Annotated in this window: 18 protein-coding genes and 2 other annotated features; of the genes, 1 reads left to right on the top strand and 17 read right to left on the bottom strand. The window is 32.4% G+C overall.

Going from position 1 to position 21,719, the window contains the following annotated elements; genetic code table 11:
- Positions 1–126 precede the first annotated feature (126 nt).
- The 15 genes from gyrA to DQN46_RS05085 all read right to left on the bottom strand — a co-directional run bounded on the left by gyrA (position 127) and on the right by DQN46_RS05085 (position 18,754).
- A complete protein-coding gene (gyrA, locus tag DQN46_RS05020; RefSeq protein WP_111743236.1) occupies positions 127–2,574 on the bottom strand; it encodes a DNA gyrase subunit A in 2,448 nt (815 codons plus the stop codon).
- Between the two features lie 16 nt (positions 2,575–2,590).
- A complete protein-coding gene (gene gyrB, locus DQN46_RS05025) occupies positions 2,591–4,507 on the bottom strand; it encodes a DNA topoisomerase (ATP-hydrolyzing) subunit B (RefSeq protein WP_040461379.1) in 1,917 nt (638 codons plus the stop codon).
- 39 nt (positions 4,508–4,546) lie between these two features.
- Positions 4,547–5,689, bottom strand: coding sequence for a DNA replication/repair protein RecF (gene recF, locus DQN46_RS05030; protein ID WP_111743237.1), 1,143 nt, complete (start codon positions 5,687–5,689; stop codon positions 4,547–4,549).
- Complete coding sequence (yaaA, locus tag DQN46_RS05035; protein ID WP_004631725.1) at positions 5,679–5,894, bottom strand: S4 domain-containing protein YaaA; 216 nt, start codon at positions 5,892–5,894, stop codon at positions 5,679–5,681. The genes recF and yaaA overlap by 11 nt, the downstream gene beginning before the upstream one ends.
- A gap of 444 nt (positions 5,895–6,338) precedes the next feature.
- Positions 6,339–6,698 (bottom strand): 50S ribosomal protein L20, encoded by a 360-nt coding sequence (gene rplT / locus DQN46_RS05040; RefSeq protein ID WP_003144917.1) that lies wholly within the window; start codon positions 6,696–6,698, stop codon positions 6,339–6,341.
- A gap of 63 nt (positions 6,699–6,761) precedes the next feature.
- On the bottom strand, positions 6,762–6,956 hold the full coding sequence (rpmI, locus tag DQN46_RS05045; protein WP_004631723.1) for a 50S ribosomal protein L35: 195 nt from the start codon (positions 6,954–6,956) through the stop codon (positions 6,762–6,764).
- 26 nt (positions 6,957–6,982) lie between these two features.
- Positions 6,983–7,510, bottom strand: coding sequence for a translation initiation factor IF-3 (gene infC / locus DQN46_RS05050; protein WP_004631721.1), 528 nt, complete (start codon positions 7,508–7,510; stop codon positions 6,983–6,985).
- A 29-nt stretch (positions 7,511–7,539) separates the two neighbouring features.
- Positions 7,540–7,652, bottom strand: a sequence feature (ribosomal protein L20 leader region).
- Between the two features lie 91 nt (positions 7,653–7,743).
- Positions 7,744–11,400: a DNA-directed RNA polymerase subunit beta' gene (rpoC, locus tag DQN46_RS05055; RefSeq protein WP_111743238.1), complete on the bottom strand. Its 3,657-nt coding sequence runs from the start codon at positions 11,398–11,400 to the stop codon at positions 7,744–7,746.
- A 71-nt stretch (positions 11,401–11,471) separates the two neighbouring features.
- Positions 11,472–15,299 carry a DNA-directed RNA polymerase subunit beta gene (gene rpoB, locus DQN46_RS05060; RefSeq protein WP_224207398.1) on the bottom strand — a complete coding sequence of 1,276 codons (3,828 nt, stop codon included), beginning with the start codon at positions 15,297–15,299 and terminating at the stop codon, positions 11,472–11,474.
- A 141-nt stretch (positions 15,300–15,440) separates the two neighbouring features.
- The gene (locus DQN46_RS05065; protein WP_004631711.1) at positions 15,441–16,037 is read right to left on the bottom strand and encodes a class I SAM-dependent methyltransferase; all 597 of its coding nucleotides are present in this window, start codon (positions 16,035–16,037) and stop codon (positions 15,441–15,443) included.
- A gap of 154 nt (positions 16,038–16,191) precedes the next feature.
- Positions 16,192–16,554 (bottom strand): 50S ribosomal protein L7/L12, encoded by a 363-nt coding sequence (gene rplL / locus DQN46_RS05070; RefSeq protein ID WP_004631709.1) that lies wholly within the window; start codon positions 16,552–16,554, stop codon positions 16,192–16,194.
- Positions 16,555–16,603: 49 nt separating this feature from the next.
- On the bottom strand, positions 16,604–17,104 hold the full coding sequence (gene rplJ / locus DQN46_RS05075; RefSeq protein WP_004631707.1) for a 50S ribosomal protein L10: 501 nt from the start codon (positions 17,102–17,104) through the stop codon (positions 16,604–16,606).
- 32 nt (positions 17,105–17,136) lie between these two features.
- Positions 17,137–17,268, bottom strand: a sequence feature (ribosomal protein L10 leader region).
- Between the two features lie 76 nt (positions 17,269–17,344).
- Complete coding sequence (locus DQN46_RS08750) at positions 17,345–17,749, bottom strand: TipAS antibiotic-recognition domain-containing protein (protein WP_004631705.1); 405 nt, start codon at positions 17,747–17,749, stop codon at positions 17,345–17,347.
- A 13-nt stretch (positions 17,750–17,762) separates the two neighbouring features.
- Positions 17,763–18,029: a MerR family transcriptional regulator gene (locus tag DQN46_RS08755; protein ID WP_224207399.1), complete on the bottom strand. Its 267-nt coding sequence runs from the start codon at positions 18,027–18,029 to the stop codon at positions 17,763–17,765.
- Positions 18,030–18,223: 194 nt separating this feature from the next.
- Complete coding sequence (locus DQN46_RS05085) at positions 18,224–18,754, bottom strand: QueT transporter family protein (RefSeq protein WP_111743240.1); 531 nt, start codon at positions 18,752–18,754, stop codon at positions 18,224–18,226.
- 375 nt (positions 18,755–19,129) lie between these two features.
- Between DQN46_RS05085 and rpsT the strand changes: the two genes are divergently transcribed.
- On the top strand, positions 19,130–19,372 hold the full coding sequence (gene rpsT, locus DQN46_RS05090) for a 30S ribosomal protein S20 (RefSeq protein WP_004631701.1): 243 nt from the start codon (positions 19,130–19,132) through the stop codon (positions 19,370–19,372).
- 53 nt (positions 19,373–19,425) lie between these two features.
- Here rpsT and DQN46_RS05095 read toward each other — a convergent pair whose 3' ends face one another.
- Together DQN46_RS05095 and DQN46_RS05100 are read right to left on the bottom strand one after the other, a co-directional pair.
- Complete coding sequence (locus tag DQN46_RS05095) at positions 19,426–20,607, bottom strand: MalY/PatB family protein (RefSeq protein ID WP_004631700.1); 1,182 nt, start codon at positions 20,605–20,607, stop codon at positions 19,426–19,428.
- A 13-nt stretch (positions 20,608–20,620) separates the two neighbouring features.
- On the bottom strand, positions 20,621–21,706 hold the full coding sequence (locus DQN46_RS05100; RefSeq protein ID WP_004631698.1) for a PLP-dependent transferase: 1,086 nt from the start codon (positions 21,704–21,706) through the stop codon (positions 20,621–20,623).
- Between the last annotated feature and the right edge of the window lie 13 nt (positions 21,707–21,719).

Raw genomic sequence — 21,719 nt, forward strand, 5'->3', positions numbered from 1 at the left:
AACAATTGCTTTGGAAGATTTTTCTATGTTTTTTTTATTAAATTACTAACTTTTTATAAATTTTTTTTACTAATGTTCTTATTTTAGAAAAATACCCGAAAAGCTAAAATGCTTTTCGGGTACTTCTTAATCATCTTCATAATTTTCTTCTTTTTCTGCTAATGTCACCGTTGCTACTTTTTGATCATCAACTAAGTTAATTACTTTAACTCCTGTAGCAGTTCTTCCTAAGGTACTAATAGTAGAAATATCTATTCTAATAATTATTCCTTGATCTGTCATAATCATCAAGTCTTCGTTTCCAGTTATTGATTTAACCGCAACTATTTTACCAGTTTTCTTAGTAACTTTCGCTACTTTAACACCTTTACCACCACGGTTAATTACATTAAACTCTGTAGATTTAGAAATTTTACCAATACCATTTTCTGTTACAGTTAAAATTTTCTTAGATTCATCTACTACTTCCATACCTACTACATAATCATCTGGAGAAAGTGTTATACCTTTAACACCACGGCTAACACGTCCCATTTGACGTACTTTTTTAGCATTAATTCTAATTGCTTGACCATTTGCAGTTACAATCATAATGTCTTGATCATCAGTAATTCTTTGAACATCAATTAATGAATCACCATCATCCAATTTAAGTGCTATTTTACCTTTTTTCAAGATACTTGCATAATCTCCTAATTTAGATTTTTTAATAATACCAAACTTAGTTGAGAAAATTAGGCTTGTGTCCTCTTCTTGAAGATCAGAAATAGCAATAATAGAATTTACTTTTTCTTCTTTTTCTATTTCAAGTAGATTAATAATCGGTATACCTTTAGACTGACGACTCATTTGATTAATTTCATAACCTTTAAGAGTATATACTTTTCCTTTATCGGTGAAGAATAAAATATGATCATGAGTTGAACAACTTAGCATATAAGCTATGTTATCCTCATCATTAGTAGTCATACCATTAACACCTCGTCCACCACGACCTTGACTCTTATAAGTACTTGCTGCTAGACGTTTAATATATTGATTATGTGATAAAGTTATAATTATTTGCTCTTTTTCGATTAAATCTTCATTATCGATTTGATCAATTTGTCCTTCAATTATAACACTTCGACGTTTATCACCATATTTATCTTTAATTTCTAATAGTTCTTCTTTTACTATCTCAATTACGCGCTCTGGCTTAGCAAGTATATCTTCTAAATCAGCAATAAGTTCCATAAGTTTTTTATATTCTTCTTCAATCTTATCGCGTTCTAAACCAGTAAGTCTTTGAAGACGCATATCTAAAATCGCTTGTGCTTGAACATCTGTTAATGAAAATTGTTCCATTAAGCCTGTTTTAGCTTCTTCTGTAGTTTGTGAACCACGAATTAAGCTAATAATTCTATCTATGTTATCTAACGCAATTCTTAATCCTTCTAAAATGTGAGCACGAGCTTTTGCTTTATTTAAATCGAATCTAGTTCTACGAACAACTACTTCTTTTTGATGCTCTAGATAATGATATAACGCTTCTTTTAAGTTAAGTAATTTTGGAACCCCATTAACAAGGGCAATCATGTTAACACCAAAAGAACTTTGAAGTGGTGTTAATTTATATAGATTATTTAAAATAACATTGCTGTTTACATCTCGACGAAGTTCGATCACGATACGCATTCCTTTAAGGTTACTCTCGTCTCTTAAATCTGTTACACCTTCAATTTTTTTATCTCGAGCTAGTTCTGCAATTTTTTCTACTAATTTTGCTTTATTAACTTGATAAGGAATTTCTGTTATTACAATACGTTCCTTACCATTTTTTATTTGCTCGATTTCTGTTTTACCGCGCATAATAATCGAACCACGACCTGTAGTATAAGCTTTAACTATACCACTACGCCCTAACAGGTGTGCTCCAGTTGGAAAATCTGGTCCTTTAATTTTAGTCATAAGTTCTGCAATAGTAATTTCAGAGTTATCTGCAAGAGCTACTACTCCATCAATGACTTCTCCAAGATTATGTGGTGGAATATTAGTAGCCATACCTACAGCAATACCACTACTACCGTTTACTAGTAAATTAGGTATGCGAGCAGGTAATACTTTTGGTTCTTGTTTAGTCCCATCGTAGTTTTCTTGCATATCAACAGTATCTTTGTTGATGTCTCTCAGCATTTCTGAAGCTATTTTACTCATTCTAGCTTCTGTATAACGCATTGCCGCTGCTCCATCACCATCGATAGATCCAAAGTTCCCTTGTCCATCTACCATTGGATATCTACTGTTAAAATCTTGAGCAAGACGAACTATTGTTCCATATGTTGCCGAGTCACCATGAGGGTGATATTTCGCCATAACTTCCCCTACAACAGCAGCACTTTTTCTATACGGCTTGTCATGAGTTAATCCTAGTTCATTAAATGCATATAATATTCTTCTATGAACTGGTTTTAGCCCATCTCTTACATCTGGCAAGGCACGTGAAACAATAACACTCATTGAATAATCTAAAAATGAATTTTCAATTTCAGTTGTTATATTTCTCAAGGTAATATTATTTTTATTATCTTCCATGTTTTATCCTTTCTTACTAAATGTCTAAGTTTATAACATTTAAGGCATTTTCTTCAATAAACTTACGTCTTGGTTCAACTTTTTCACCCATTAGAGTATCAAAAGCAGCATCTGCACGTTGCGCATCTCCTATACTTACTTGATACATTAAACGATGTTTTGGATCCATTGTTGTATCCCAAAGTTCTTCAGCATTCATTTCTCCAAGACCTTTATATCGTTGAACTGCGTATTTTTTATCTCCAGCAAATTCTTCAATATGTTGTTTTAGTTCTTCTTCTGTATGACAATAGTATTCTTTTTTACCTACTTTCAGACCGTATAGTGGTGGTCTTGCAATATATACATATCCCGCATCTATTAATTCTCTCATATATCTAAAGAAGAATGTCAATAATAATGTACGAATATGGCTACCGTCAACATCGGCATCGGTCATTATTACGATTTTGTGATAACGTAATTTATCCATATTTAATGTTTCACCGATTCCCATACCTACTGCCGTTATAAGAGATCTAATTTCATCACTTGATAAAACTTTATCAATTCTAACTTTTTCTACGTTAAGAATTTTACCTTTTAATGGTAATATGGCTTGGAACTTACTATCACGTCCAAGTTTCGCACTTCCTCCCGCAGAATCCCCTTCGACTAGGAATAATTCACATTCAGCCGCATCTTTACTAGAACAATCTGCAAGCTTACCTGGTAAGTTTGTGAATTCTAAAGCATTTTTACGACGAGTAGATTCACGTGCCTTTTTAGCAGCAATTCTCGCACGAGAAGCCTGTAATCCTTTTTCTACAATAATTTTTGCAACTTTTGGATTTTCCAATAGGAATCTATCTAATTCTTCAGAAAATAGCTTATTGGTAATTGTACTCATTTCTGAGTTACCCAATTTAGTCTTTGTTTGTCCTTCGAACTGTGGATTCGGATGTTTAATAGAAATAATTGCAACTAAACCTTCACGAACATCATCACCAGTAAGTGTTTCTTTTTCTTTAATTAGCTTATTCTTTTTGCCATACGCATTTATAATACGTGTTAAAGCTGTTTTAAATCCACTTTCGTGTGTTCCACCTTCGTGTGTATTGATGTTATTCGCATAACTCAAAATATTACTAGAATATCCTGTATTATACTGCATTGAGATTTCTACTTCCTTACCTTCCATCTCACCATGAACATAAATTGCTTCGTGTAAAGCATCTTTATTTTCATTTAACATCTCTACATATTCTAATAATCCACCTTCATAACAAAAATCTTCTTCTTTCTCTTGGTTTTCTCTTTCGTCTTTCAGAACAATAGTTATACCTTTATTTAAGAAAGCAAGCTCTCTAATACGTGATCTTAAAATATCGTATTCATATACTGTTGTTTCTTGGAATATCTCTGGATCTGCTTTAAATCGGACCGTTGTCCCCGTTTTATCAGTTTCACCGATAACTGTAATTCCTTGAACAACTTCTCCTCGTTCAAATTTCATTGAATGAATTTTACCGTCACGATGTACATATGCTTCTAAATTAGTAGACAAAGCATTAACAACGCTGGCACCAACTCCGTGAAGTCCACCAGATACTTTATATCCTCCTCCACCAAATTTACCACCGGCATGTAGTACTGTAAGAATTACCTCAAGTGCAGGTTTTCCTGTTTGTTCTTGAATATCAATTGGGATACCACGACCATTATCTTCTACTCTTATCCAATTATCTTTTTCAATAGCAACTGTAATTGTATTACAGTATCCTGCTAAAGCTTCATCGATAGAGTTATCTACGATTTCCCACACTAAATGGTGTAGCCCTCTGCTTGATGTCGAACCAATATACATACCTGGTCTTACACGAACAGCTTCTAATCCCTCAAGAACCTGTATCTGATCGGCATTATATTCTTGAATTTGTTTTTTTTCTACCATGATTTTTCCTTTCATTTTTATCATCTATTGTTTTAATAACTATTTTGGCAAAAATACACTAATATTACCATTGTCTATTTTAAATACTTTTGCTTTTTCTAATAAATCTTCCTTTATATCTGTTATGGATGGTGTTGTTATAAATGTTTGTACATTTTCATCAATTGCATCTAATAATTTTAACTGTCTATTTTTGTCTAACTCACTTAATACATCATCTAATAAAAGTATAGGATAATCTCCTGTTTTTTGTTTTAAATAATGTATTTCTGAAAGCTTAAGTGACAACACTATGCTACGTTGTTGGCCTTGAGACGCATATGTTCTTGCTTCAAGATTATTTATAAAGAACTCTAAGTCATCTTGATGCGGTCCGATTTTAGTATTACCACGCATTATATCATCGAAAGATTTTTTCATCATTAACTCGACAATATTTTCTTCACTAAATTTAGCATCTGAAACACTAGAGACTCCAAGAACATCCAAAATCGAACTCTTATACTTAATTTCCAAAATTTCATTACCGTTAGAAATATTCAGCATATTCTCATAAGCAAGCTTAGCTATATCTTTTACAAACGAAACTCGTTCTCGAGTAATATACATTGCTATTTTTACTAACTGACTGGTAAGTGTTTCTAAATACGTAAGACTTATTTCATCTTTAGGATTCTTTTTCATGTCTTTTAAATAAGAATTCCTCTGTTTTAGAAGGTGTTGATACATTAAATGATATTTATGATATATGCGAGAAAACTGATAAAATTCTCTATTAATAAACTCTCTTCTTAGCGATGGAGATCCTTTTACTATTTGTAAATCTTCTGGAGAAAATAAGACTACATTTAATTCTCCTACAAACTCCGTTAGCTTATTTTTTTTTACGCCAGCAATTTTTGCACTTTTTCCTTTATTGCTTATCCCTAGCATAATATCGAGATTTTTATTATTCTTATTTAAAACACATGACATTGCTGTTGCATCTTCTCCAAACATAATACACTCGGTATCACTTTTTGTTCGATAACTTTTTCCCAAAGACAAACAAAAAATAGATTCAACTATATTAGTCTTTCCATTAGCATTATCACCAAAAAAAATATTAAGGGATGGATGTGTTGCTATATTTAAAGATGTGTAGTTACGAAAATATAATAGTTTTAACTCTCTAATTTTCATTAACTATAATAAACTCTTGTCCATCTATTTTAATAACATCATCAGTATATAGCTTCTTACCTCGTCTGTCTTCGAATGCATTATTTAACTCTACTTCTACTTCTTTTAAGAAATATTTAGCTTCGCCTCCTGAAGCAATAAAACCCTCTAGTTTTAAAAATTGAGACAGTGTAATATATTCACTATTAATAAAAACTTTTTTCATTTTACACCTCCAAATTGATTTGAAATGAAACTTTATGTATATAAATATATTTTATACCTTATAATTATATCAGAAAACAGCTTTTTTTTCAAGAAACTGACAATAGAAATAATACTTTAGATATATTGTCTATTGAGAAAAGAGCATGTTTTGTCAATCTATTATTACTATGAATTTTTTAAATAAATATATTATATTTTTAATTACATTTTAATAATTTATTTAAATATTTAGTTATTAAAGAGTAGTATTTTTTAAGGGGATTTTATATTATATATTTGTTCTTGAAATTTTTGTCATATATTGTAAGTTATTCACTCTTAACACACAAATATATTAGCGTTTAACACTAAATTTTATATTTATATTAGTCTTCTTCTACCTATATTAAAATAAACTATAAAAAAAGCCAACTACACAATTATGTAGTTAGCTTTAAATTAATTATTTAGCTAAAGCTGCTTTAGCTTGTTCACAAATACTTGTGAATGCTGCTGCATCGTGGATAGCGATTTCTGATAACATTTTTCTGTTAATATCGATACCAGCAACTTTAAGTCCGTTCATTAGACGACTGTAAGATAATCCATTTAATCTTGCAGCTGCATTAATACGAACGATCCATAATCTTCTGAAATTACGTTTAGTTTGACGACGGTCTCTAAACGCATACATACCAGATTTCATAACTTGTTGCTTAGCAACTTTGAATAATGTATGTTTTGAACCAAAATATCCTTTAGCTAGTTTTAAAACTTTTTTACGGCGACGACGAGTCACAGTTCCACCTTTAACACGTGGCATATCAAATTCCTCCTTATGTATAACTTAAATAAGTATTTACGCTATAATTAATCTTCTTTAATATTATTTAACTAATAAAGTTCTAATACGTTTGTAATCACCACGAGATACTAATGAAGCTTTACGTAAGTGACGTTTTTGTTTAGTAGTTTTTCTTGAAAACCAGTGAGAAGTATAAGCACGGCTACGTTTTAATTTACCGTTAGCTGTTTTTTTCACACGTTTTGCTAAACCACGGTGAGATTTCATTTTTGGCATTATCAAATTCCTCCTATATTAAACCTTTATTTCTCTTTTTTTGGTGCTAGAACTAAGAACATACTGCGACCTTCCATTTTAGGCTTTTGTTCGACAGTAGCTATATCGCTAGCTTCGTTAGAAAAGTTCTCTAAAACTTTCTGTCCAATTTCTTTATGGGTGATTGCTCTCCCTTTAAAACGAATAGAAACTTTAACTTTGTCTTCTTTTGCTAAGAATTTACGTGCATTTTTCAACTTAGTTTCAAAATCATGTTTTTCAATCGTTGGAGATAATCTTATCTCTTTTGTTGTCACGATTTTTTGTTTCTTACGTGCTTCTTTTTCTTTCTTTTGTTGTTCAAATTTGAATTTACCATAATTCATAATTTTCGCAACAGGTGTTTTAGCATTTGGAGCTACTAAGACTACATCCAAACTCAGACGCTCTGCTATCTGCATTGCTTCTGCTTTTGTTTTAACTCCTAATTGTTCTCCATTTTGACTAATTAAAAGAAACTCTTTCGCTTTAATACCTTCATTTACTTGTGCAGTATCTTTACTAATGATCAGCACCTCCTATTTATAAATTCATTAAATACTAAAAGTACTAAAAAAACTGGGTGCAAAACACCCAGCATAAAATTCTACATTTCATCTACATAGACCTGAACAATCAAAATTGGCAGGTGAGAAACGGGTGCTTCTACTTTTGTATTCAACATTATTCATTTTACATTTATTTTCTAGTTTTGTCAATAGAAATATATCATTTTTTGATATATTTCTATTGACTCTACATTTTTTTGCTAAATTGCATCTAATTCTTCATGTAATTCTTCTTCAATTGGCTTATTTAAATCTTCTTCTGATTCTATATCAATATTATTATATCTAGTCATACCTGTTCCTGCTGGAATCAGTTTACCTATAATAACATTCTCTTTAAGCCCCATAAGTTTATCAACTTTTCCTTTGACTGCTGCATCTGTAAGAACACGTGTTGTTTCTTGGAATGACGCCGCTGATAAGAAGCTTTCTGTTTCAAGAGATGCTTTTGTAATACCTAGAATAACTGGTTTAGCTGTAGCCATATTCCCACGTTTTTCAAGGATTCGTTTGTTCTCATCAGTAAATTTGTGAATATCTACTAGTGAACCTGGAAGTAAATCAGTATCTCCCGCATTGATTACGCGTACTTTTCTTAACATTTGACGAACCATAACCTCTACGTGCTTGTCACTGATTTCTACCCCTTGCATACGGTAAACTTTTTGTACCTCAGTTAATAAATAACTTTGTACAGCTTCTAGCCCTGCAATAGCTAATAATTCTTTTGGTTCAATAGAACCTTCCGTTAATGCTTGTCCACGTTTAACCTTATCATCTTGTTTTACTAACATACGGCTTGCACCATAGTCTTGGTATTCTCTTTCTTCACCAATTTCACTTAGAACATAGATTCTACGAACATGGTTAGTATCTACTTCTACTTTAGTAACTGTTCCATCAACTTCTGAGATTAGTGCCTTACCTTTTGGATTACGTGCTTCAAATAACTCTTGAATACGAGGTAACCCTTGGGTAATATCGGCACCAGCAACCCCTCCTGTATGGAATGTACGCATTGTAAGCTGTGTACCAGGTTCTCCAATTGATTGAGCTGCAATAGTACCTACTGCTTCTCCAACTTCAACTTTTTCACCTGTTGCTAAGTTTTTACCATAACATTTTTCACAAACACCGTGACGGCTATTACATGTGAATGCTGAACGGATGACAACACTTTCAACACCTGCTGCCTCGATTGCTTTTGCAGTATCTAATGTAATTAATTCTCCATCTTCAACAAGTACTTTACCTGTTTCTGGATGAACAACAGTTTCTTTACTGTATCTACCTTCAAGACGTTCTTGTAAGCTCTCGATTTCATCTGTACCATTTTTCAGTGCTGTTACACGTAAACCACGAGAAGTTCCACAGTCATTTTCACGAACGATAACATCTTGTGCAACATCAACTAGACGACGAGTTAAGTACCCTGAATCGGCTGTTTTAAGAGCTGTATCTGCAAGACCTTTACGTGCTCCGTGTGAAGAAATAAAGTATTCTAATACTGTTAATCCTTCTTTAAATGATGAACGAACTGGCATTTCCATAATACGCCCTGATGGTGAAGCCATCAATCCACGCATTCCGGCAAGCTGTGTAAAGTTTGATGCATTACCACGTGCTCCAGAATCACTCATCATATAAATTGGGTTTGTAGCTGGAAGAGAGTCCATAAGTTGATCTTGAATGATATCTTTTGCTTTTGCCCATTGTGCAATAACGTTTTGATATCGCTCCTCTTCTGTTAATAATCCACGTCTAAACAGATTAGTAATCTTATCAACATTTTCTTGTGATTCAGCTAATATTTCATATTTGTTAGGCAGGACGAATACGTCACTAACCCCTACTGTAATACCAGCTCTTGAAGAATATTTAAATCCTAAATCTTTCATTCTGTCTAACATCATTGATGTTTCAGTAATGTGGAATCTATTAAATATTTCAGAGATAATTTTTGATAAGAAACCTTTTTTGAATGGTGTTACAGGTTCTTTTTCTTCAATATACCCTTTTAAGCCACTTTCTGTTAGTTCAGATGGAGCTACAAAGTATTTATCTGGTGTTGCAGTTTCTAAGTTTTCTTTAGTAGGTTCATTTAAATATGGGAATCCTTCAGGAAGAATATCGTTGAAAATTACTTTACCAATAGTTGTAATAAGTAATTTTTTATTTTGTTCTTCTGTGAATGTAGGATTTTCAAATGACTTAGCCATAATACCTACACGTGTATGCAAGTGGATATATCCATTTTGATATGCCATTCTTGCTTCATCCGCATCTTTAAAAATCATACCTTCCCCAACTGCACCTGGTCTTTCTAGTGTTAGGTAATAGTTACCAAGTACCATATCCTGAGACGGTGTAACAACTGGTTTCCCATCTTTAGGGTTAAGAATGTTTTGAGCTGCTAACATTAACATACGCGCTTCTGCTTGTGCTTCTTTTGATAAAGGTACGTGTACGGCCATTTGGTCACCATCAAAGTCAGCGTTGAATGCTGTTGTAACAAGAGGGTGAAGACGAATTGCACGTCCTTCAACTAAAATTGGTTCAAACGCTTGGATACCAAGTCTGTGAAGAGTCGGAGCACGGTTAAGTAGTACTGGGTGCTCTTTTATAATATCTTCTAGAATATCCCAAACATGATCTTCCATTTTTTCGATTTGATTTTTTGCATTTTTAATGTTGTTTGCTAATTCGCGTTTAACTAATTCACGCATTACAAATGGTTTAAATAATTCAAGCGCCATTTCTTTTGGTAATCCACATTGGTACATTTTTAAGTTTGGACCAACTACTATTACAGAACGCCCAGAGTAGTCAACACGTTTACCTAATAAGTTTTGACGGAAACGCCCATGTTTACCTTTTAACATATTAGATAATGATTTAAGTGTTCTATTACCTGGCCCTGTTACTGGACGACCACGACGTCCGTTATCAATTAAAGCATCAACTGCTTCTTGTAACATGCGTTTTTCATTTTGTACAATTAATCCCGGAGCTTTAAGCTCAATAAGTTTTTTCAAACGATTATTACGGTTAATTACACGTCTGTATAAATCATTAAGATCACTTGTTGCAAATCTACCACCATCTAATTGAACCATTGGTCTAAGTTCTGGTGGAATAACTGGTAGTACTGTCATGATCATCCATTCCGGTTTATTCCCAGAATTTTTGAATGCTTCAAATACTTCCACACGTTTAATAATTTTAACAACTTTTTGTCCTGATTTATAATTACTTTCACTTAATTCTTTAAGTTCATTTTTTAAGTCTTTTAGTTCTTTTTCGATATCTAACTCAGTTAACAGGTCATGGATTGCTTCCGCTCCCATTTTTGCTACGAATGAGTTAGCTCCAAAAGTGCTACGCGCTTCACGAACTTCACGTTCAGAAACAATTTGTTTCTTCATAAAGTCAGTTTCGCCTGGATCAATTACGATATAAGAAGCAAAATAGATAACTTCTTCAAGTTGTCTTGGACTAAGGTCTAATAATAGTCCCATTCTACTTGGAATACCTTTAAAATACCAAATATGGCTGACTGGGGCAGCTAACTCTAAGTGCCCCATTCTTTCACGACGTACTTTTGCCAAAGTAACATCTACACCACATTTATCACATTTTATATTTTTATATCTTACTCTCTTATACTTTCCACAAGCACATTCCCAGTCTTTTGTAGGACCAAATATTCTTTCACAGAATAGCCCATCATTTTCTGGTTTTAAAGTTCTATAGTTTATAGTTTCTGGTTTTTTAACCTCTCCATAAGACCAACTTCTAATCTTTTCAGGAGAAGCTAAACTAATTTTCATATATGCAAAATTATTTACGTCTATCAAGGAGCATACCTCCTTTATTTTTTTGTATAATAGCCTTGAATAGTTCTTTGTGATTAATTGTAAAATTCATATTATTCTTCATCAGTATCTTCTACATCGGCATATTCATCTATATCTGATAGTAATATATCAGCTAAAGCCGCATAACCTGAAGATTCTTCGCTTGGCTCACTATCTTCTTCTACATCATCATACTCATCTATATCTGATAATAATAAGTTAGCTAAATTTTCATAACCTGAAGTCTCATCGCTTTCAGCTTTTGATTCTTCTTGCACATCATTTTCCTTATCGTTTTCTTTATTCTCATGAGAACCATGATATTCTATAGTATCTCCTAAATCAATATCACCCATATCCACTTCGTTATCATCTTTATCCATTACTCTAAAGTCCATACCTAAAGCTTGTAGTTCTTTCATAAGAACACGGAATGATTCAGGCACTCCAGGTCTTGGAATATTTTCACCTTTAACGATAGCTTCATATGTTTTCACTCGACCGTTAGTATCATCTGATTTGTATGTTAAAATTTCTTGAAGAGTATAAGCAGCCCCATAAGCTTCTAATGCCCATACCTCCATCTCACCAAATCTTTGTCCACCAAATTGTGCTTTACCACCTAATGGTTGTTGAGTAACTAATGAGTATGGTCCAATTGAACGTGCGTGAAGTTTATCATCAACCATGTGTGCAAGTTTAATCATGTACATTACACCAACAGATACACGGCTGTCAAATGGTTCACCTGTACGTCCATCATAAAGAACAGTCTTGGCATCTTTAGCCATTCCTGCTTCTGCGATAGTTGCCCAAACATCATCATCATTAGCCCCGTCAAATACTGGAGTAGCAACATGAATACCCAACTGTTTAGCAGCCATTCCTAAGTGAAGCTCTAATACTTGTCCAATATTCATACGAGATGGTACCCCTAGTGGGTTTAACATAACATCTACAGGTGTTCCATCTGGTAAATATGGCATGTCTTCTTCAGGTAAGATATTAGAGATAACCCCTTTGTTACCATGACGACCGGCCATTTTATCCCCAACACGAATCTTACGTTTTTGAACGATAAATACTCGAACAAGTTCATTTACGCCGTTAGCTAATTCTGCTCCGTCTTCACGTTTGAAAATTTTAACATCTGCTACTACTCCGTCTGCTCCGTGTGGTACACGTAATGAAGTATCACGTACTTCTTTAGACTTCGCACCAAAAATGGCATATAATAATTTTTCTTCTGGAGTCTGTTCAGTTAATCCTTTTGGAGTTACTTTCCCAACTAAGATATCTCCGTCTTTAACTTCAGCACCAATACGAATAATACCACGTGCATCAAGATTTCTTAATGCGTTTTCCCCTACATTAGGAATTTCTCTTGTAATTTCTTCTGGTCCTAATTTTGTATCTCGCGCATCTGTTTCATATTCTTCCACGTGAATAGAAGTATAAACATCATCTTTTACAAGACGTTCACTCATAATAACAGCATCCTCATAGTTATATCCATCCCAGTTTACGAATGCTACAACTAAGTTTTTACCTAAGGCTAATTCACCTTTATCCATAGAAGGACCATCAGCAAGAATATCTTTAGGTTCTACTCTATCACCAACTTTTACAATTGGTTTTTGATTGTATGATGTACTATGGTTAGAACGAACAAATTTATGAACTACATAAGTATCTAAATCACCTTGTATTTCTTTTCCATCTAAAGTTTCAATTCGACGAACTTTAATTTTAGCTCCGTCTACATACTCTACAATACCAGGATACTTAGCAATTACTGCAGCTCCCGAGTCTCGTGCTGCAAGATGCTCCATTCCTGTTCCAACAAATGGTGCCTCTGTTAACATTAAAGGCACTGCTTGACGTTGCATGTTCGCTCCCATTAGCGCACGGTTAGAGTCGTCATTTTCTAAGAAGGGTATACATGCTGTTGCAGCTGATACTACTTGTTTTGGAGAAACATCCATATAATTCATCATTTCTTTTGGTTTAACTGTGTTGTCTCCTCTAAAACGACAAACTACTTCATCGTCTAAGAAATATCCATTCTTATCTATATTTGAATTTGATTGTGCTACTACGTATTTATCTTCTTGATCAGCTGTTAAATACTGAACATTTTCTGTTACATATGGACGCCCATCTTTATCAACTTCTACTTTTCTATATGGAGTCATTATAAATCCAAATTCATTAATACGGGCAAATGATGACAGTGAGTTAATCAATCCGATATTAGGACCCTCTGGCGTTTCAATTGGACACATACGACCATAGTGTGAATAGTGAACGTCACGCACTTCCATTCCTGCACGTTCTCTCGTTAAACCACCAGGCCCAAGCGCTGATAAACGGCGTTTGTGAGTAAGCTCACTTAATGGGTTAGTTTGGTCCATGAATTGTGAAAGTTGAGAACTTCCAAAGAATTCTTTAATAATTGCCGTTACTGGGCGAACATTAATCAATTGTTGAGGTGTAATTTCATTAGTATCTTGAATACTCATACGCTCACGTACAACACGCTCCATACGAGAAATACCAACACGAATTTGATTTTGTAATAATTCTCCAATACAACGAAGACGACGATTACCAAGGTGGTCAATATCATCAACGCGACCAATTAATTCATACTCGAAACCATCACTGTTTCTTCTATTTCTTATTAATAATAAATAGTAGTTGATACTTGCAACGATATCTGCGATTGTTAATGTTAATATATCTTTGTTTGGTGCACCATTACCGATAACATGAAGGATTTGATCATTAGTAAGTTCATCTATGTTAAACTCATTACCAACTTTAACTTGATTTACAACTTTGAAAAGTTGTAATTTCAAACTATCAGTCCCATCTAATGATTCATTCATATCAAACTCTACAACGTTAGCAGTAGTTCCCAGTTCCTCATAGATACCATCAATAATTTCACGAGTTAATTTAGTTCCTTTTTCTACTAAAATTTCACCTGTTTCTGTATCAACGATTGGTTCTACTAGAATTTGGTTTTCTAATCTTTCTCCAACATGAAGTTTATTATTTAATTTATAGCGCCCTACTTTAGCTAAATCGTATCTTCTTGGGTCAAAGAAACGACCGTGTAATGTAGCTTTCGCTGTCTCTACGTTTGCAGGCTCTCCTGGACGTAGTTTATCGTAAATAACTTTTAATGCTGTTCCTGTGTCTAAGTTTTCATCTTTTTCCAAAGTATTTAGAAGTTCTGTATCCTCACCAAACAATTTAACTATTGCTTCATCAGATTCAAAACCTAGTGCTCTAATAAGCGTTGTCAAAGGTATTTTTCTAGTTCTATCTATACGAGCGTATGCTAGACCTTTTATATCTTTCTCAAACTCTAACCAAGCACCCCTGTTAGGAATAACAGTTGTTTTATAAGCATTAGGAATATTTTTAATTTTTAATTTATCGTCTTCTGTAAAGTAAACAGAAGGTGAACGCACTAATTGAGATACAATTACACGCTCTGCTCCATTGATAATAAACGTTCCAGTTTCTGTCATCAATGGTAACTCACCCATAAATACTTCTTGTTCTTTAATTTCGTCACGTTCTTTATTAATCAAACGTACTCGCACTCTTAAAGGTGCTGAATATGTAGCATCACGTTCCTTAGATTCATCAACACTGTATTTAGGAGTTCCTAATTTATAATCAATGAATTCTAAGCTTAATTTATCATTATTACCTTCAATTGGTGAAACATCTCTAAAAACTTCTTTTATACCAGTTTCTAAAAATTTTTCATAAGATAATGTCTGAATCTCAATTAAGTCCGGTAAATCAATTACCTCTGATATTCTAGCATAGCTACGTCTTTGTCTGTGCTTACCAAATTTAACTTTTTGCAACTGTGTCACCTCTCAGCTTTTCTCTTATAAAACTAAAAAGAAAATATACTATTTTCTCTTAATTACTTATATAATTTTTGTAATTCCATTTACTAGAAAATAGAATTACTTGCAATTTATCATTTTATCATAGTTATAGCAAGTTGTCAATTATTTTGAGGCTTTCAAAATATAGTATCCTTTGTTTTTTGTGATAACTTCCACAGAAGAAAAAGTTTCTTCAAGAAGTTTTTTACAACTTGCCATCCCCTGTTTTTTCTGAATAACAACCCATAGTTCTCCTGACTCACTAAGATGATTAAAACTATCTATCATTATTTGATGGACAATTTTTTTCCCTGCTCTTATAGGTGGATTTGTTAATACTATATCAAAGTCACCTTTTACATTATCAAAAGAACTACTTTCAATTATTTCTACTTTATTTTCAATTCTATTAAGTTCAATATTTTTTTTAGTTAATACAAGACTTCTGTTATTAACGTCAACCATAGTAAAACTATAACCTGGATTTTGCTTAGCTAAGACTATTGATATAACTCCATATCCACAGCCTATATCTGCTACATTAGCAACTTCTTTTTGACTACTAAAATTTTCTAATAACACCTTAGTCCCAAAATCAACTCCATCTTTCGAAAAAACTCCATTATCAGTATAAAATTTAAAATTTTCTCCGAATATTTTAGAGCTTATAATTTGTTCACAACTTTTTGTTGTCGGATTATTTGTATAATAATGTTCCATAATAAAGACACCTCTTATAATAGAAGAAAAATAGTATATCCCCAGTTAGACACTTGAGATATACTATTTTTTGTTATTATCATCGTATCAAATATTCTCAAATAGAATATTAGTGTTTATTTACATCTATCTTTTTATCTACTTAGATTAGAAATTATTTAACTTCTACAGAAGCTCCAACTTCTTCTAATTTAGCTTTGATTTCTTCAGCTTCTTCTTTAGAAACACCTTCTTTAATTGTTGCAGGCGCTCCGTCTACTTTTTCTTTAGCTTCTTTTAGTCCGTCTCCAGTGATTTCACGAACAACTTTGATTACTTTGATTTTTGACTCACCAGCAGATGCTAATACTACGTCAAATTCAGTTTTTTCTTCAGCAGCTCCAGCAGCAGCTCCACCAACTACAGCTACAGGTGCAGCAGCAGTTACTCCGAATTCTTCTTCAATTGCTTTTACTAAGTCGTTTAATTCTAAAACTGACATTTCTTTGATAGCGTCTAAAATTTGTTCTTTAGTCATTATAAATTTCCTCCGATTTTAAATTATATTTCTTTATGATTTTTATTTATTAAGCTTCTTGTTCAGCTTTTTGGTCTGCTACAGCTTTAACAGCTAAAGCAGTGTTGCGCATTGGCGCTGTTAATACAGATAGTAACATTGAAAGTAATCCTTCGCGACTTGGTAATGTAGCGATAGCTTTAATTTCAGCTTGATCTGCAACTTTTCCTTCTATAACACCAGCTTTTAGTTCTAAGTTTTCGTGTTCTTTAGCGAAATCGTTTAAAACTCTAGCAGGAGCTACAGCATCGTCTGTTGAAAAAGCAAAAGCATTTGGTCCAGTTAGAACTTCTTCTAATCCTTCAATTCCTGCTTGCTCCATCGCACGACGAACTAATGAGTTTTTATAAACTTTAAAAGTTAAACCTTCGTTACGCATGTTGTTACGTAATTCTGTTACTTCCGCAACGTTTAAACCACGGTAGTCAGCAATAACAACTGAAGAACTTGCTTTAATTTCTTCTGCGATTTGATTTACTAACTCTTGTTTTCTCTCAATAGCTTTAGACATTGAACTTCCTCCTAAGTAGATTTATCAATTTCAGTACCAATAAAAAACCTTTTTGCATGCGAGAACATACAAAAAGGCACATAAGCTTCTTTTCGAATTTTGTCCTCGGTAGGCTAATTAAGGATTTCTCCCCCTACTGTCTACGGTACATTTTCAACTGACTTATATATTTTAGTATATATTTCTTTTTTTGTCAATAGTTTTTTTTATTTTTTATTGGTATTGTTTTAAATAATAACATTATTTATGTCTATTAACATAATACTCTATTGCTTCACTTATATACTCAGCGACCCCCTCACCAAATTTATCAATATTATTTTTAAATTCAAGATCAGCCGAATAGCCTTTCCCGATATAAGAAAATACCTCTATTGTGCAATCAAATCCATATTTTCGAAAATAATCATACAATCTATCAACTTGATTCTGGACTTTTTCATCAAAATGCTCTAATCCTAATTTTTTACATTCAGCAAGTTCTCGGAAAACACTATTAAATTTTTCATTAACAATATCTTCTTTTCCTTTTTGACGTTCTTTAGCTTCTTCTATTACTTCTTCTCCATATTTTTCTTTTACAGATTGCTCATATTTTTTTACATCCTCTAGTTTAAAACCAGAGAATTTTTCTTCAATTAACATATTTCCTTCTCCTTTATGACTTTTTATTGTATTCTTCTATTGTATTTAATATTTGCTCGTAACGACTTTTTTCCTTTAATATTAATTGACGTTGTTCTTCTAAAATTTCGAGATGATTACTTTTATTATTTAAAATTTCAGCAATCTTACTTAATTTAAAACCTAAAAATTTATAAAATAGTATTTGTTGCAACTTATCTAAATCATTTGCTGTATAGACTCTATACCCATTTTCTAGTTTTGCTGGTTTTAGCAAACCAATTTCATCATAATAATGCAAAGTCCTAGAACTAACCCCACTTACTTAGGCAACTTCATTAATTTTCATTTTCCTCTCCCAATTTTGTATTTATCTACTTGTGATAATATCATTATAAACTATTACAATACGTTATAGTCAAGAGAAAAAAGAAAAACCAATCCTTAAAATTTAGGATTGATTTCTTCTATAATATTATATTGAAGACAATTTAATTAGGCTTCAAAAACTTTCTTTAAATCCACTGCTTTATTTAGCGCTTCTGTAATTACAATACCAATAACCATAACAATCACTTGCGATAATAGCAATGAGCCATAAATCGTAGTAAATGCTCCAAAATCGAATGGAACTCTTGCAGAATTTTCACCACTAAATATTGTTATCTCATATGCAATTATTGGCATGCAAATAATTAAATATAAAATAATGTTAATGACGTGCCTTACTATTCTGTTTTTTATAAATTTAAAAACAAAAATACTAATTGCAAGTGCAAGACCTGTTCCTAGTGTTCCAAAAAACACATCAACAATTCCTAAGGGGCTGAAAATATTAGCAATCGCTACCCCAAGAGCAATTGGGAACCAATACTTTTTGCTAAATACTACTAATTGTGATAAAGACTCACTTATGCGAAATTGAATTGCTCCGTATGAAAATGGAGCAATAGCAACTGTTAATACAACGTAGATTGCAGCTAATAATGCTTGAATAGTTAAAACTTTAACTGTATTATTTCTCATTATATATCTCCTTATCTTGTTTAAGAGAACAAAAAAACACTGATATGAGAAATCAGCGTTCGCAGTTTTTTTTATAGATGGATCTCTCAAACATCTTTTATTTATAATAAAGTCAGAAGACAAATAACCTTACTCATGTAAAATTAAATATCAACGTCTTATATACTATCATATTCTTAAATCTAATGTCAATAAAAATATTAATTTTTAGTGAATTTTGCTAATCCAATATAAAAAATTAAAAAAACACCTTGCATTTACATTTTCATTATGTTAAAATGAGGTAGTTGTATTTAACAACACTTAATTCATTGTAATTAAGAATATTAATTAATATTTCTTAGTAATATCACTAGTAATCAGGAGGTGAATCGAATGCCAAACATTAAATCATCAGTATTGAGTGTAAGAAAAGATGCTAAAACTAACGCAGCTAACACAGCTAAAAAGTCTGAAATGCGTACAGCTATTAAAAAAGCTAAATTAGCTAAATCTGAAGGTGCTGCTAACGCTGCAGAGTTAGTAAACCTTGCTTACAAAAAAATCGATAAAGCTGCTAAAACTAATTTAATTCACAAAAATGCAGCTGCTAGATACAAATCAAACCTAGCTAAATAATAAAAAAACTACTCAGTAAACTGAGTAGTTTTTTTATTAATGTTTCATCATACTTATTTACAGTTTTCAACAATCCTTGAAACAGCCTCTTTCATATTATCTGGACTTGTAGCAAGATTAATTCTAATATAATTGTTATAGCCTTCCCCAAACCAGTGACCAAAATCTATTGCTAATCCACACTCATCTTGTATAAATTGCTTTGTTGTTTTTCCATTTAAAACTTTCTCAATATTAACAAATGCTAAATATGTTCCTTCTAACGGATATACTATAATTTCAGGAACCTTCTGTGCTAATGTATCATGTAATAAATTATAATTGAAAATAACTGTTTCTTTTAATCCATTTAACCAATTATCCCCCTCTCTATATCCCGCTTCAAGTGCTATTTGTCCTAATAAACTCGGCTCCGCTCCTAAGTTTTTTTTACTATATTTATCAAATTGTTCACGAATTTTACTATCTGGGATTAAAAGTGTCGCATGTACTAATGAGGCTAAATTAAAAGTTTTAGAACCAGAATTAGCAACTATTAATCTACTATTATACTTTCCATTTTCCAATGAAAGTGCAGAAATTTGTTTATTTTTATCATAGGTGAAATCTTGATGAATTTCATCAGATAGCACAAGAACATTATGCTTCTCACAGATTTCAAATACTCGTTTTTGTTCTTCTAGTGTCCAAACCCTCCCTACTGGATTATGCGGTGAGCAATGAATGTATAATTTCACATCGTTATTAGCAATTTCATTTTCAAATTTTTCAAAATCAATTTTAAAAGTACCATCTTTTTCTACTAACGGCGATTCAACCAATTTTCGCTTACTATTTCGTATAGAATTAGCAAAAGGATAATAAACTGGGGGCATTATTATAATAGCTTCATTTTCTTTAGTATAAGCATGAATCACCCATAATATTGCTTGTACAATACCTGGTGCAAATCTAATCCAATCCTTATTCACTTCATAATCATACCTATTTTTATGCCATTTTTTATAAGCATCATAGTAACTTTCTGGGAGTTTCGTATAGCCAAAGACTCCATGTTCAATCCTTTTATTTAAATCTTCTCTAATGCATTCTGGCGTTTTAAATTCCATATCTGCAACCCATAAAGCTAGCAGATTTTCATCTCCAAACCTCTCTTCTAATGCATCCCATTTTAGACTATTAGTATTTCTTCTTTCTACATAATAGTTTTTTACAAATTCTTCTACTATACTCATTATTCAACTCCCCCTAAACCTCTAAAGCTCTTAAAAAATCTTCTAACAAATCATCAATATCTTCTATTCCTACAGAAACTCTTAACAAGTCTGGTGTTAAACCATATGATAAACGTAACTCTTCTGGTATATCAAAATGAGTTTGTGTTGTTGGATATGTAACAAAAGTCTCAACTCCTCCCAAACTTTCAGCGAATGTCGCTACTTTAAGAGAACGTAAAAACTTATCAATTTTTGTCTCATCATTTAGTCTGAAACTTAGCATAGCTCCTCTTTTAGGATATAATACTTCTTTAACATTTGGATGTTTTTCTAATTCCTCAGCTAATTTGATTGCATTGTTTTCTTGTTTACTAAAGCGTAATGGTAAAGTCTTTAAACTTCTAATAAACAACCAACTATCAAATGAAGACAACACCGCACCTGTTGTATTTGAAAGCCATAATAATCTTTCGCCAATTTTTTCGTTATTTGTAATTACAGCTCCAGCTAATATATCATTATGCCCAGTTAAGTATTTTGTAGCTGAATGAATAACAATATCCGCACCCAAAATTAAAGGTTTTTGTCTTAATGGTGTTAACAGTGTATTATCAACTATTAACAGCGCCCCTTTCTGCTTTGCGATTTTTGCTACTTGTTCTATATTCACTTCCTGCATTAAAGGATTAGTTGGTGTTTCTACATAAATCGCCTCTGTTTTATCAGTTATTTTATTTTTCAAATCCTCTTCATCAGTGAAATAAATAAATTTTTGGGCACCTTTACGCTCCAATTCATCAAAATATCTAAAGCTACCACCATATAAATCTCGTGATACTAGAAATTCACTACTCAAATCAAAAAGTTCAAAAACTAATTGAATAGCGCTCATTCCAGAACTTGTAGCAACAGCGCAACATCCTTCTTCAAGTTCGCAAAGCCCCTCCTCTAAAATAGTACGGGTAGGATTTTTTGTTCTTGTATAATCATAACCTGTACTTTCTCCTAATCCAGGATGTGCATAAGCTGTAGATAAATAAATTGGAGTAACGATCGCTCCCGTTACATTATCTTTTCTATTACCCAACTGAGCTAATTTAGTTTCTATTTTCTTCATAAATTAAACATTC

The organism is Gemella morbillorum, assembly GCF_900476045.1.
Lineage (GTDB): Bacteria > Bacillota > Bacilli > Staphylococcales > Gemellaceae > Gemella > Gemella morbillorum.